The sequence below is a fragment of the Gardnerella piotii genome (genome assembly GCF_003397585.1).
GTDB lineage: Bacteria > Actinomycetota > Actinomycetes > Actinomycetales > Bifidobacteriaceae > Bifidobacterium > Bifidobacterium piotii.
Genome location: NZ_QJUV01000001.1, coordinates 363,316 through 376,703 on the forward strand (window position 1 = coordinate 363,316; position 13,388 = coordinate 376,703).

General features: G+C 43.5%; 8 protein-coding genes. 5 read left to right on the forward strand and 3 right to left on the reverse strand.

The window, feature by feature from the left end:
- Positions 1 to 118 precede the first annotated feature (118 nt).
- Both pgm and D0T20_RS01715 read right to left on the reverse strand, forming a co-directional pair.
- Complete coding sequence (pgm, locus tag D0T20_RS01710) at positions 119 to 1,792, reverse strand: phosphoglucomutase (alpha-D-glucose-1,6-bisphosphate-dependent) (protein WP_116438216.1); 1,674 nt, start codon at positions 1,790 to 1,792, stop codon at positions 119 to 121.
- 30 nt (positions 1,793 to 1,822) lie between these two features.
- Positions 1,823 to 2,956 carry a diacylglycerol/lipid kinase family protein gene (locus D0T20_RS01715; RefSeq protein WP_116438217.1) on the reverse strand — a complete coding sequence of 378 codons (1,134 nt, stop codon included), beginning with the start codon at positions 2,954 to 2,956 and terminating at the stop codon, positions 1,823 to 1,825.
- A gap of 301 nt (positions 2,957 to 3,257) precedes the next feature.
- Here D0T20_RS01715 and D0T20_RS01720 point away from each other — a divergent pair, with 301 nt between their 5' ends.
- From D0T20_RS01720 to D0T20_RS01740, 5 genes are all read left to right on the forward strand, one after another.
- On the forward strand, positions 3,258 to 4,778 hold the full coding sequence (locus D0T20_RS01720) for a L,D-transpeptidase (protein ID WP_116438218.1): 1,521 nt from the start codon (positions 3,258 to 3,260) through the stop codon (positions 4,776 to 4,778).
- Complete coding sequence (locus tag D0T20_RS01725) at positions 4,762 to 6,072, forward strand: App1 family protein (RefSeq protein WP_116438219.1); 1,311 nt, start codon at positions 4,762 to 4,764, stop codon at positions 6,070 to 6,072. Before D0T20_RS01720 ends, D0T20_RS01725 begins: the two co-directional genes overlap by 17 nt.
- A gap of 95 nt (positions 6,073 to 6,167) precedes the next feature.
- The gene (locus D0T20_RS01730) at positions 6,168 to 8,744 is read left to right on the forward strand and encodes a S9 family peptidase (protein ID WP_116438220.1); all 2,577 of its coding nucleotides are present in this window, start codon (positions 6,168 to 6,170) and stop codon (positions 8,742 to 8,744) included.
- Between the two features lie 30 nt (positions 8,745 to 8,774).
- Positions 8,775 to 9,494 carry a Crp/Fnr family transcriptional regulator gene (locus tag D0T20_RS01735; RefSeq protein ID WP_116285544.1) on the forward strand — a complete coding sequence of 240 codons (720 nt, stop codon included), beginning with the start codon at positions 8,775 to 8,777 and terminating at the stop codon, positions 9,492 to 9,494.
- A gap of 79 nt (positions 9,495 to 9,573) precedes the next feature.
- Entirely contained in the window at positions 9,574 to 11,997 is a 2,424-nt protein-coding gene (locus tag D0T20_RS01740; protein WP_116438221.1) for a transglycosylase domain-containing protein, read from the forward strand.
- Positions 11,998 to 12,040: 43 nt separating this feature from the next.
- Here D0T20_RS01740 and D0T20_RS01745 read toward each other — a convergent pair whose 3' ends face one another.
- Positions 12,041 to 13,195, reverse strand: coding sequence for a quinone-dependent dihydroorotate dehydrogenase (locus D0T20_RS01745; RefSeq protein ID WP_116438222.1), 1,155 nt, complete (start codon positions 13,193 to 13,195; stop codon positions 12,041 to 12,043).
- Positions 13,196 to 13,388: the final 193 nt, after the last annotated feature.

The following is a 13,388-nucleotide window of genomic DNA, read 5'->3' on the forward strand; positions in this document are numbered from 1 at the left end:
CTTTCAAAAAATGCGCTGGCAGCATAGCAACCAGCGCATATAGAAGCTGTTAACTTCGACTAATCGTAAATCAACTTCGACTAATCTCAGTCAATTTTAACTAATCGCAATTAAAGCGTTACGCTAAAGCCTTGTCTACTACAGCAGTAGCTTCCTCAAGCACCTTATCTAGCGCTTCTGGAGAAACGAAGGACTCAGCATAAACCTTGTAAATGTTCTCGGTACCAGATGGGCGAGCAGCGAACCAATTGTTCTTAGTTGTAACCTTCAAACCGCCAATCTTAGCGCCGTTTCCAGGAGCTTCCGTAAGCTTTGCTGTAATATCTTCGCCAGCAAGCTTAGTCGCTTCAACGTCGTTTCCGCTTAGAGCTGCAAACTTTTGCTTTTGCTCAAGTGTTGTTGGCGTATCTACGCGCTTGTACCAGCTTTCGCCAAAGCGAGCAACCTGGTCTTGATGAAGCTGAGCAGGATTCTTGCCAGTCTTTGCAGTGATTTCTGCAGCGAGCAAATCAGGAATCAAGCCATCTTTATCGGTGGTCCACACGCGGCCATCCTTGCGCAAGAAGCTCATGCCAGAGCTTTCCTCGCCGCCGAAAGCAACTTCGCCACTAAAGAGAGGCTCAACAAACCACTTAAAGCCAACAGGAACTTCCACAAGCTTTGCGTTAATAGAAGCAGCTACGCGGTCAATCAAAGAAGAAGACACAAGCGTCTTGCCGATTGCAGTATTCTTTGGCCAATCTGGGCGAGCGCCGCCGAACAAGTATTCCACGCAAACTGCAATGTAGTGGTTTGGATTCATAACACCCCAGTTAGGGCACACAATTCCGTGGCGGTCGGCATCTGGATCGGTGCCGCCAACCAGATCGTACTTATCCCAAGCGCCAGCGTTAAGCTGATCAACTAAGCCCTTCATTGCGTAAGGGGAGCTTGGATCCATACGAATCTTTCCATCGTGATCGATTGTCATGAATCGCCAAGTTGGGTCAACATCTGGGCGCACAACGCCAATGTTCAAACCGTACTTTTCGTTCATAAGTGGCCAGTAGTTTACGCTTGCACCGCCGAGTGGATCAATTCCCAAGCGCACGCCGCTAGAGCGAATTACATCGAAGTCAATAACGTTTGCCAAATCGCTAACGTAGTGTTCGCGGTAATCGAAGCCTTCAACCAAATCAGACTTGATTGCTTCCTCGAAAGGCACGCGCTTAATGGACTTGTAATTGTCGAGCAATTCGTTTGCGCGGTTTGCAATCGCATTAGTTACGTCTGCTGGGGCAGGGCCGCCAGTTACAGGATCGTACTTAAAACCGCCGTCAGTTGGGGGATTGTGCGAAGGTGTTACAACGATGCCATCTGCCAAGCCGTCTCCGCTAAAGCGCTGAGTGCCATCTGCTGCGCGGTTATGCGTCAAAATAGCTTGCGACACAACAGGCGTTGGAACAAAGTCGCCTCGCGAGTCCACACGAACGCGAACGCCGTTAGCAACCAAAACTTCGATTGCCGTTTTTTGAGCAGGCTCCGAAAGAGCGTGCGTATCTCTACCAATATAAAGAGGGCCAGTTACGCCAGCCTTCTTGCGGTATTCGGCAATGGCTTGTGTGATTGCAACAATGTGAGCTTCGTTAAACGAAGTTTTTAAAGCGGAACCACGGTGACCAGACGTGCCGAAAATAACGCGCTGTTCTGGAATATTGGAATTTGGAACTTCATCGTAGTAAGCGCCAATCAAAGCGTCAACGTCTACTAGATCTTCTGGGGTGGCGGGCATTCCCGCATTTTTTGCTACCATAATTTTTTATTTTGCCACGGCGGCGGTATTTTAACGTAAGTCGGCGGTATTTTGAGTTAAAGAAGATTGCAAACTCTGTGGCACGCGCACGCATAATGCTCGTTTATCTACACTAAAACGCAAGTGTTTTGTGTAGCCTAAAATATCTCCATCAACCTGCACGGGAGCCGATCTCTCAAGCTTTACAGTAGCTGCCAGCCCCTGCGATTGGTCAATCTTGGAGTTTGTAGAAAGTGGGCTTTGTTGCGCTTTTCCTGTAACGGTTTGGTGCACAACATCTCCAAATAAGTTAGCCCATCCAATTAATCCGCCAGAAGTGTCAATAACCTCAAAGTCGAGTATGCCATCGTCGTAAGCTGCATCTGGCATAAGTGAAAACATTGGAATCTGGCCGCAATTTCCAGCCATAAGCGTGCGGAAAGATATTGCCTTAGATGTGTAATCCGTTCCATCTTTGCGTGTAAAAGTAACGTCTCCGCGGTATTTTGGCGCAAATAAGTGCTTAACGCCTGCAACAAAATACGCAAGCCAGCTTATGTTCTTTTTAAGCGCAGGATTAGTGTCGTCTATCATAAGCGCGTCGAATCCAATTCCCGCAATAATCAAGAACGCATGACCGTGATCTTCGTACGGCTTGTCGAGTATAAAAACGCGACCAACGTCAACAAACCTAGATCCATGGCTAGTTGCCACTTTTAGCGCAGCTTGAACATCGTCTACAGGAATCCCCATGTTTCGCGCGAACAAATTTCCCGTTCCAATTGGAATTATTCCCATTGCGTGGTTTGTTCCGCTAACTGCGCTCGCAACCGTTCTAACAGTGCCATCTCCGCCAACAGCAACAACAACATTTGCGCCATTTTTCAAAGCTTCTAGCGCGCATTCGCGCCCGTCTTTATTAAGCTGTGTATCTATTATTTCGTAAGTAAGATTGTTAGAAGCACAGTAATCTTTAATGCTTTTTCGGTATTCTTCGGCTTGCGGTTTAGAAGGATTTAGTATAAAAGCGTAGTGAACGCTGTCTCCATGCCTTTCTGCCAGTTTTTCTGCTAAATGATGCTTCTTCAGGGTACGCGTAACTATCATGATGACGAATGGCGCAAAAACTAGCGCAAAAACAATCACCATTAACGCAATTGTTGCTTGAATTGGCATATCTGGCATATTTATTATTCTTGCACACATCTTTAAGATATGGACATTATTTTGATAATATTTATAAAATTTGATTATTTCTTTACATTTTCATCACTTATTGCGTTATTTTACGCGTTGATGCATCTGATTAAGCGCCTGATTGCTACATCTGATTAGCGCATTGATTATGAGCTTGATTATGCGTTTAATTACATTTTGACGCTGGCATGTTCGCTTAGTTAGTGCCATTTATATGATTTTTATATGCTAAGCAAGTGATAGACTTACAACGTGCGTTTGCGCGTAGAACTAGCAGGGGTTTAAGGTTATGTCTGAATCGCAAGAAAATAATATGAGCGTTTTTGAATCCGACGATACTGAACAATTTGAAGTATCGAAAAAACGTGTTAAAGGCAATAAGTCTGCGCTTGTATTGCTTTACTCGTTTATTATTTTCTTAATACTTGTGGTTGCTGCTTTTGTAGGGTCGCAAGCATACTTCCGTGACCGTGTTGCTCCTGGAGTGCATTTTGCTGGCAGCAGTGAAGTTTCGGGCGCGCAGATTGAAAAAGTCACAGATGCTGTAAATAGGGCGATTGAAAACACAAAGATTGAGATTAAAGACGATTCTGGAAAAAGCTCTGTTGAAACACTTAAAGACTTATCGGTAAGTGTAGATAAAAGCGCAACTGTGCAAAACATTATGCGCGCAAAGCACAATAACGTGTTTACAATGCTTATGCCTTGGTTGCAAGAAAACGTTGGACTTAAAGCCAAGCTAGACAACGAAAGCATGGACGCGTACATTGTTAAAAAGTTTGTTAGCGAAAAAGATAGGGCAATGCCTTATACTGCTAAGTTCGATTCTTCTTCTAACTCTTATGTTGTAGAAGATGGTGTTCCAGGGCGTACGATTATAACTTTGCCAGTTCGCGAGGCTATTAAGCGCGTTCTAGAAAATCCTGGTAAAACAGTAAAAGTTACAGTTGGCTCTCGTAAGGTAGAAGCTCCAATTAAACGTGATGTAGCGCAGAAAACTGTTGATCAACTCAATAATTTGATATCTAAAAAAATTACGTTAGACAATGGCGATTCAAAAGATTTTACGCTTTCAAAGGCTGTTTTAGCATCTTGGATTAAGATTGATGCAGATTGTGCAAAAAAGAAGATTTCGTACAAGGTTGATGCCTCTGCTGCCGACGCATGGCTTTCTAAAGAGCTTGCTAAGAATCTTAATCAACAAAAAGTAGACCAAGAAGACACCTATAACAAGCAAGGAAAGTTTATATTAACAACGCTTAAGGGTGAAAATGGTATAGAAGTTAAGTATTCTAAAGACTTTGCAAACAAGGTTGTTCAAGCTGTAGAAAAGTCGGCAGATGCAAAGCTTAGTGTTCCAACAAACGTTGTTAAGTTTGGAATCGAAAAAAAGACTGTTGACATGCGCGTTGTTGTTAACAAGTCAAACCAAACAATAAGCGTTTACAAAGATGATCAGCTTCTTAAAACATTCCCAGTTTGCAGTGGCTCAAACGGTTATTACGAAACGCCAAACGGAACGTACTTTATTTACTTGCGCTACCGAGTGCAAGATATGCGCGGATTTAACCGAAACGGCTCTAGGTATTTCTTGCCTGGAATCACTTGGGTTAGCTACTTTAACGGCGGAATCTCATTCCACACCGCTCTTTGGAACAATGTTGGTATATCTCAAGGATACCCTGCAAAGTATGGTTCTCATGGATGCATAAACATGTATGAGCAAGATGCAAAGTGGGTGTTTGAAAACTGCCCTCGCGGAACAGTTGTGGAAGTTGTTGGAGAACAACCAGATGGACCAGTCCGCTAATAAAGCAGCGAATTTGAAGGGCGATTTGCCTGCTGCATCTAGAAGAGTTAGTAGCACTCCGATTCAGGTTCGTGTTACAGAAACGCTGTTTGATGCTCCTTCTAGCGAAGAGCGCTTAGATAAAAAGCCTCCGATTGTTCAATTTGCTAGAAAGTTTGCAACGTCTAGCTTTGGACTTTGGGTGCGCATAAGTGGCAAAATCGCTCGGCATTTTGGCTGGTTCCCTAGCGTTGAGCCATACATTGGTTACGGTACCGATCGCTACGCACGCTTGATTTGCCGAACTGTTCTAGCGCCTAAAAATGGACATCATTCCGCGTTAAAGCGCGGTATTTACGCAATGCTTGTTGTTCCTGCGATTCGCGTTAAGGTTGCTCTAAGTATTGATAATGTTGCTGTTGAATGGGCGCAGGTTGGCGATTCTTCCGTGTACGATAAGCCAGATTCTGCGTATAACAGTAGCGCAGAATATTGCGTTTCGGATTGTTCGGGTTACTTGGATTTGGTTACCGAAAGGTCGCTTTTGCCAGGTGAACACAAGGTTTCGTACAAGGTCGATAATCGCAATGCTGTTGAAGCAAGCATGTTTGTTATATCGGAGCAAACGCCTTTAGGTATTATTTCCGACGTTGACGATACTATTATGGTCACTCAAGCGCCTTCTCCTCTTAGAGCTGCTTACAATTTGCTTATTATGAATCCAGAGCATAGGCATGCTGTTGATGGAATGAGCCACTTTTTTAGGCGTATTAAGGATTCAATTCCTAGCACTCCTTTCTTCTACCTTTCCACTTCTCCTTGGAATGTGGAAGCTTCAATCCGACACTTTATTTTGCGCGAAGGTTTTCCTGCGGGACCTCTTCTTCTTAGGGATTTAGACCCGCGTCCTAAGACTTTTGTTCCAACTGGCCCGCAGCACAAGCTTGAGTTTGCTCAACAGCTTATGGATGATTTTCCAGACATGCGATTTGTTCTTATTGGAGATGACGGTCAAAAAGACCCTTCGACTTATGCAAAAATCATTGAAAAATTCCCAAATCGAGTTCTTGCTGTTGGCATACGTCAGCTTAAAAAAGACGCAACTTTGGTTGATTTTAGGCGAAGCATGTCTAAGAATTTTGGTGTGACTCTTGCATCTTCTAGAGTTGCTAAAACTTGCAATGATATTTTTGTTGAAGCTAAGGGTGCAGCTGGTACTTTTGAAGGTGTTCCGTTTTTTGCTGCTCAAAATGGCAATTTGCTAGAAGATATTATGATTCCGTTTATTATGGATTCTGTTAATTGCAAAGAATGATTTTAATCAAAGACTGATTTTAAGTGTTTTAAGTGTCTTAAGTGTTGTAAGTGTTTTAAGTGTTGTAAAGATTATAAAGATTGTAAAGGTTATAAATGGAAGATAATTCGCTAAAAGTTGGTGATTTTAATACTGCTAAAAAGCCACTTCTTGCAAAACGAGTTGACTACGTTCGTAAGTTTCACAACGATGTGTTTGTAGACGAATATGCGTGGATGAGTAACACTAAATCCAAGGAGTTGCGCGAGTATATTGATGCTCAAAATGAGTACACTAGCAAACGCGTTTCTAGTTTAGAGCCTTTACGTAAACATTTGTTTAGCGAGCTAAAAAGTCGTGTTCAAGAAACAGATATGTCGGTTCCAACTCGCATGGATGGCTATTGGTATTACGTTAGAACCGAAGAAGGCAAACAATATGGCGTTCAATGCCGTATGAAAATTAAGAGCGAAGATGATTGGAATCCACCTGTTATAGATGAGCGCGCTCATGCTGGTCAAACGCCATGCGAAGAGGTTATTTTTGACGCAAATATAGAAGCTAACCGTTTTAATGGCGGATTCTTTCAGCTTGGCGGAATGGATATTAGCTTAGACGGTAAGCGAATGCTGTTTGGAGTTGATTCTAAGGGCGATGAAAGATTTGACTTTTATATTCGCGATTTTTGCGCGGAGGAAAGTGGCGATTTTGATTGCAAAAATGGCGAAAATATCGAAGAAAATGGTAGCGAAAGCGCCGATTACATCACTCGCTATAACAATAGCTTTGTAACACTTTCGGATTGCATAAAAGGCATATCTTCTGCGCTTTTAACGCCAGATGGAAAATGGGTTTTCTACGTAACTTTAGATAGTGCTTGGAGGCCATACCAAGTGTTTAGGCATAAGGTTGGAACAAGTGTAGAAAATGACGTTAAAGTTTTTGAAGATTTAGACGAACGCTTTTTTGTTAGCGTGTACGAAAGCTTCGACGAGCGAAGCGTTATTATAAACAGCAGCTCTAAAACCACTTCACGCGTGTTAATGTTGCCTCTAAGCACACCAGAAGGCGATTTTAGAATGGTGCTTAAGCCTATAGAAAACGTAGAATACGACGTTTCGTTTGCGTGCTTTGAAAATGCTGGGCAAGATGGCAAAGATATTCCACTAATGTTTGTAAGCCACAATCTTAAAAATCCTAATTTTCAAATTGATGTTATAGATTTGCGAAAATACTCTGCGGATTCAATGCCATTTAACATTGGCGAAGGTTATTGCATTGCGCAAGGGTCTCCATACGGATGCCAAAATGGTGATTTAATAGAAAAAGGTGCGAGCAAAAAAGCCATTAGTGCGCCATATTACAACAGCCAGAACCCTAAGATTTTGCAAGGATTACGCGGCTTAAGCGTGGATGGTTTAAGCGTTTATAAAAACTACGTTGCTCTTTCTTTCCGTGCAAACGGCTTGCCTCAATTGGCAGTTATGACTAAAAGCAATGCCGTTGAAGATTTTAAGACTGGCTGTCCATGGAGATTCCGTCTTGTAAAAGAAGATGGGTTTGTAGGAGATTCTTGCGATTGCGCGGTTTCTTGCGATTCTTTGGATCTTAACGATTCGTTGGAGGCTAGCGATTCTTGCGCAAAAGTCGCAAGCTTCCGTTCCGCAAGCGCTCGCAAAGAATTGTCTAAAATAAGTCTTGAACAAGCCAAAAATAGTCGAATCAGCCTTATTGTTGCAACGGGAAATCCGTGTTATGAAGCGCCAAAAATACGTTATTCTTGCTCAAGTTACGCAACTCTTGGAGCGTTAAAAGAACTAGACCCAGCAACAGGTAAAAGCGTTTTGCTTAAGCGCGGAAAAATTTTAGGCGATTTTAACGAAAACGACTACGCAGAAAAACGAGTGTGGGTTAAAGTTCGAGATGGCGAGAGCGTGCCAGTTTCGCTAGTTTGGAAAAAAGACGCTGTTGCAAAAACGAACGCAATGTTTATAACAGCTTACGGAGCGTACGAGATTAGCAGCGATCCGTATTTTTCTGTTGCGCGTTTAAGCATGCTAGACAGAGGCGTGCTTTTTGCGCAAGTTCATGTGCGAGGCGGCGGAGAAATGGGTCGCGCGTGGTATGAGAATGGCAGGCGTCGAAATAAAAAACACACTTTTGAGGATTTTGTAGACGTTACTCGCGCTTTGCAACAAGCAGGGTATGCTGATGCGAATCAGACTGTTGCAAATGGCGGTTCCGCGGGCGGCCTTCTTATGGGAGCTGTGGCAAATATGGCTCCGCAATGCTACGCAGGAATCGAAGCGGATGTTCCTTTTGTAGACGCGCTTACGTCTATGCTAGACGACTCGTTGCCGCTTACTGTTACCGAGTGGGATGAGTGGGGAGACCCGTTGCACAATGCGCAAGATTACGCGTATCTAAAGTCTTACACGCCTTACGAGAATGTGCCTGAGCATATTGAGCAGGGAGAGTTTCCAAAAATTCTTATAACGTCTTCGATTAACGACACTCGCGTTCTTGTTACGGAGCCGCTTAAGTGGCTTGCGCGATTGCAGGCGGCTGGAGCGGATGCGATTGCGCGCATTGAAACAGAAGGCGGCCACGGCGGAGGCTCTGGCAGGTATAAAAAGTGGGAAGAAGTTTGCTATGAAAACGCGTGGTGTTTAGATGCCATGGGTATTTCGTAGAATATTTTTAAAACACATTGGAGGCTGATTGTGGTAATAGTAAAGCCAGATAAGCCCTACGTGGAAGACCTTCCGTTAACGCATACAGCGTTATTTAAGCAAGTGCCGCTAGACCAAGCGAGGGAGCTGCTAGAACACTTGCATGAGTCGGTTTTTTCTAAGGGGCAGGCGATTTTTAACGAAGGAGATACGGATCGCCGCATGTATCTTTTGGAGCGCGGACGCGTTAAGCTTGTACGTCATTCAAGGGATAATCGTGTGCAATTGCTTAGCATTCACACGCATGGGGAAATTCTTGGGGAGATTCCTGTTTTTGACCCGTATGGCGGGCCGCGCACGGCTTCTGCGATTGCTATTACAGATAAAACTCGCGTGCTGTGGCTAGAAAATGAAGTACTTTTTAACTGGCTTGGACACCATCCTCGAGTTGCTGTAGATATGCTTCAAGTTTTGGCAGCGCGTTTAAGGGCAAATAACGAGCATATTTCTGATCTTGTTTTTATGGACGTTCCAGCAAGATTAGCAAAAACGCTTTTGAATCTTGCTTCTAGATTTGGAGAGCCTGTTAGAGAAGGCGTTTTAGTTCCTCACGATTTAACTCAAGAAGAGCTTGCGCAATTGGTTGGATCTTCTAGAGAAACAGTTAATAAAGCGTTGATGGATTTTGCGCAAAGAGGTTGGATTAAAAGGCACGGAAGGTCGATTATTATTTATGAGCCTGGAATGTTGATTCGCCGAGCAGAAAGATAAATCGCACAAATCGCGCAAATCTTATAAATTGCGATTTTTGCGTGCCGCAACGTAGAGGCAAGCCTCTAGAATAGTACGCATGCCTAAAAAGAAATCCCTAACAACTCGTAGAGTACTCGCACTGTTTCTTACGTACATCACTTTGTGTGTTGCAGGTGGTGTAGCTTCTAGTATTCTATTTGTTCCAGGGGTAATGAGCATAAACAGCGTTGTTAAGTCTGTTGTGCCTTCTCTTAGGGTAGATGGCATTGATTTTGACGTTACTGCATTGCCGCAAAAATCGCGATTATACGCTTCCGATGGCAAAACTGTTATTGCCACTTTTTATGCTCAAAACCGCACTGTTGTGCCGCTTAGGCGAATATCGCAATATATGCAACAAGCAATGGTTGCTCGAGAAGATCGACGATTCTTTGAACATTCTGGCGTAGATGTTCAAGGCGTTATGCGTGCGTTTGTGCAAACGTTTATTAAAAAGTCAGATATGCAAGGTGGTTCTTCCTTAACGCAGCAGTACGTTAAAAACGTTCTTATGATTAAAGCTAGGGAAGATAACGATCCTATATCGGAATATCATGCTGCAGAAAGTACTGTTGCTAGAAAATTGCGAGAAATGCTAATCGCAATTCAAATGGAGAAAAAATACTCAAAGCTAGAGATTCTACAAGGTTACTTAAACGTTGCACAATTCGGTAGTAATAACCTTTATGGTGTAGAAACTGCTGCAAAACGCTACTTTAACACTACGGCAGCAAAGCTTAATCTTGTTCAGTCTGCAACGATTGCATCAATTACAAAAAATCCTTCTAGGTATGATCCTTCTATAGAAGAAAATTGGCCAGAATCTCAAAAGCAGAGGAATATTGTTCTTGATTTAATGCTTAGGCAGAATTTTATAACCCAAAAAGAACATGATGATGCTGTAAAAATTCCAATTAAAGATACACTTAATATTCAGCACGAAGTTGCAAATGTTGGATGCCAAGCTGCTGGAGATGCTGCATTCTTTTGCGATTATGTTACTAAGAAAATCTTGAATTCACGCGAGTTTGGTAAAACCACTGTTGCGCGTCAAAAGCTTCTTAACGAAGGCGGATTAGACATTTACACAACAATGGATATTCTTGCAAACTCTTCTGCAATGGATACAGCTAGGGCTACTGTTCCAATACACGATCCAAGCGGTTTTGAAGTTTCGATTGCTGCTATTAAACCTGGAACTGGAGAAGTACTTGGATTTGGAAGCAACCGTATTTACGATGCTACAGATGCAGCAAAATCAGACCCTACGCACACTGCGATTAACTACGCTGTAGACGAGCGAGACGGCGGAGGCTTAGGCTGGCAGATTGGTTCTACGTGGAAGCCAATTAACATTGTTGCTTGGTTGCTTGCTGGAAAGTCGATTAATCAGCCTCTAAGAACAAGCATGCTTTATAACAACACTGATTTTTCTTGCGCAAGGTATCGTGGAATTGGTCGCTGGTCTGTTCAAAACTCTGGTGGCGGTAGTGTTAGCCCAGAAACGCCTTTAATGGGTCTTGTTCATTCTCATAACACTATTCAGGCAGCAATGGGAACCCAGCTTAAGCTTTGCGCTGTTGCGGAGGCAGCTAAAACGTTGGGGTATCACAATTCGCCATTGGGTCAAGAAGATGTGTTTTCTAAGAACTCGTTCAATCCTCCTATGTTGATTGGTGCTGTGCAAGCTTCGCCGCTTACAATGGCAAATGTTTATGCAACAATCGCAGCTGATGGCGTTCAATGCGATCCTATAGCCATTAAGCGCGTAGTAGACAAGAATGGTAAGCGTTTGCGTGTTCCTAGCGCTAATTGCCATCAAGCAATACCAAAGAAGGTTGCTCAAACAGCAGCATACGCCATTAATCAAGGCGTTGTTCAGCCAACTGGTGTTGCGCACATGGCTCAGCTAGAAGGTGGACGAAAAACGTTTACTAAAACTGGTACTAACGAAGACTTTTACATGGCAACAGCTGGATTTGTGCCAAATAAGGTGTCTGCGTTTATTGCGGTTGGAAATGCGGAAGTTCAAAAGAGCTTTAACAACATGCGCATTAATGGCGTCTACCACAGCACATGGTATGGTACTTACATTGCTATGCCTGCTTGGAAAAAGTTTATGGATACGTACCTAAAGGCATCTAACACGCCTATGGATAATGATTACGGAAAACCAGATCCAAAGTATATGGCTGGCGGAAAAATGCCGTTGACTAGCGAGCAGATGCGCAGGCAATATGAGTTGCAACAGCAGCGCGATAGGGAAGAAGAAGCGCGCAGGCAGGCAGCTCAAGAGCAAAGCCAGGATTCACAAAGCGACCAGAGTGCGCAAGGCTCTCAGGATTCGCAAGGTGATCAAAACTCGCAACAAGATGCTGCTACAAACGGACGCTACGCAACGGGCGACGGAAGGCAAGACCAATATTCTGGTAACGCCAGCAGTGGAGATACCTCCAGCTCGTATTCTGGCGGAACTCGCTAGTGTGTGGTCGCTAGTGTGTGTTGTTACTAGTGTGACTCGTCGCCTAGAGCGCGTCTACTCCAACAGCATCTTTAACACTATTAAAGCCGTCTTTTCTAAGCATTTTTGCAAGACCGCGCTTTAGCGTTGTAATTTGTTGAGGGCCTCTGTACATAAGAGAAGAAACGAACATAACTAAGTCGGCGCCGTTTCTAATCTTTTGATACGCCTGTTCAGTGGTAAATACTCCGCCGATTCCAGCAATTGCAAAGCGAGACCCGAACTCGCTTCTAGTGCGCTTAATAAGATCGTTGCTTGCATTGTAAGTTGGAGCCCCTGAGATTCCACCTTGCCAATCTGCAGGAATGTCTAGCCCATCTCGATTCTTGCGCAAGTTTGCAATGCTAACGCCATCAACCTTATGCTCGCTTAAAACGTCTAGCAAAGACTTAAATTGAGGCCATTCGCCCTTTAAGTTCAAAGGCATTTTTACAAGAGTTGGCTGAGGCCTGCTAACTTTGTCTAAAACACTAAAAAGCTTATCTAAAGCATCTGGATTGCTAAAAGGCTCGCCAGCCATAGTATTTGGGCAAGAAATATTAACCTCAATCATCGAGCTTTTGCCACTTGCGCGCTCCATGGATATGCGATAATCTTCAATGCCTTCGTCTAAATCGCCAACAAGATTATCGTTAGTTCGCGCAATGCTTACAGAAATTTGCATGCTTTTAGCATTCGTCCATGCTTTTTCTACTCTAGGAATCACAAATTCGCTGCCATCGTTTGCAAGACCTGCATGAACAAGAAGTGAATCATATTGCGGAAGCCTATGATACCAAGGCTTAGCGTTTCCTGCACATGGACGAGCGGTTGTGGAGCCAACTGTTTCAAATCCAAAACCAGCGTTATCTAGAACTGTACACAAGTCGCAGTTTTTATCGAGTCCTGCGCTTAAGCCAAATGGATTCGCAAAATCCACTCCCATAACTTGCGTTTGTAAAATTGGATCCGTGTAGTCAAGCATTTGTCGCAAAAGCCACATTAATCCAGGAACGCGTTCGCTTATTTTGCAAAATGCAATCATGCGGTCGTGTGCTTCGTCTGGAGGAATGTTAAACACTAAGTGTGGCTTAATAATGTGCTTGTAGCTAAAAGTAAATAAGTCTGTTGCAGCAAGATTCACAGCATTGTGTAAAGAATTTTCAGATACGTAACTCATGATTCAATACTATACAACATCCAATATTATGCGACTTTCCGCTTTTCGTTGTTGATTTTGGTGTGTTGAGCTACAAAATGCGGAAGTCTATGTAGTGTGTTTGTATCAAAAAACACCGAAATTCGGTACAATCGCACTACAAGGCAGATTCTGTCGTTCGCACGGATTAGCCGTGCGAACGTCTTCGCCGCGC

Bases quoted from the DNA above. Each gene is read 5' to 3' on its own strand.
- pgm (WP_116438216.1), bottom strand. From the start codon at position 1,792: ATGGTAGCAAAAAATGCGGGAATGCCCGCCACCCCAGAAGATCTAGTA.
- D0T20_RS01715 (WP_116438217.1), bottom strand. From the start codon at position 2,956: ATGCCAGATATGCCAATTCAAGCAACAATTGCGTTAATGGTGATTGTT.
- D0T20_RS01720 (WP_116438218.1), top strand. From the start codon at position 3,258: ATGTCTGAATCGCAAGAAAATAATATGAGCGTTTTTGAATCCGACGAT.
- D0T20_RS01725 (WP_116438219.1), top strand. From the start codon at position 4,762: ATGGACCAGTCCGCTAATAAAGCAGCGAATTTGAAGGGCGATTTGCCT.
- D0T20_RS01730 (WP_116438220.1), top strand. From the start codon at position 6,168: ATGGAAGATAATTCGCTAAAAGTTGGTGATTTTAATACTGCTAAAAAG.
- D0T20_RS01740 (WP_116438221.1), top strand. From the start codon at position 9,574: ATGCCTAAAAAGAAATCCCTAACAACTCGTAGAGTACTCGCACTGTTT.
- D0T20_RS01745 (WP_116438222.1), bottom strand. From the start codon at position 13,195: ATGAGTTACGTATCTGAAAATTCTTTACACAATGCTGTGAATCTTGCT.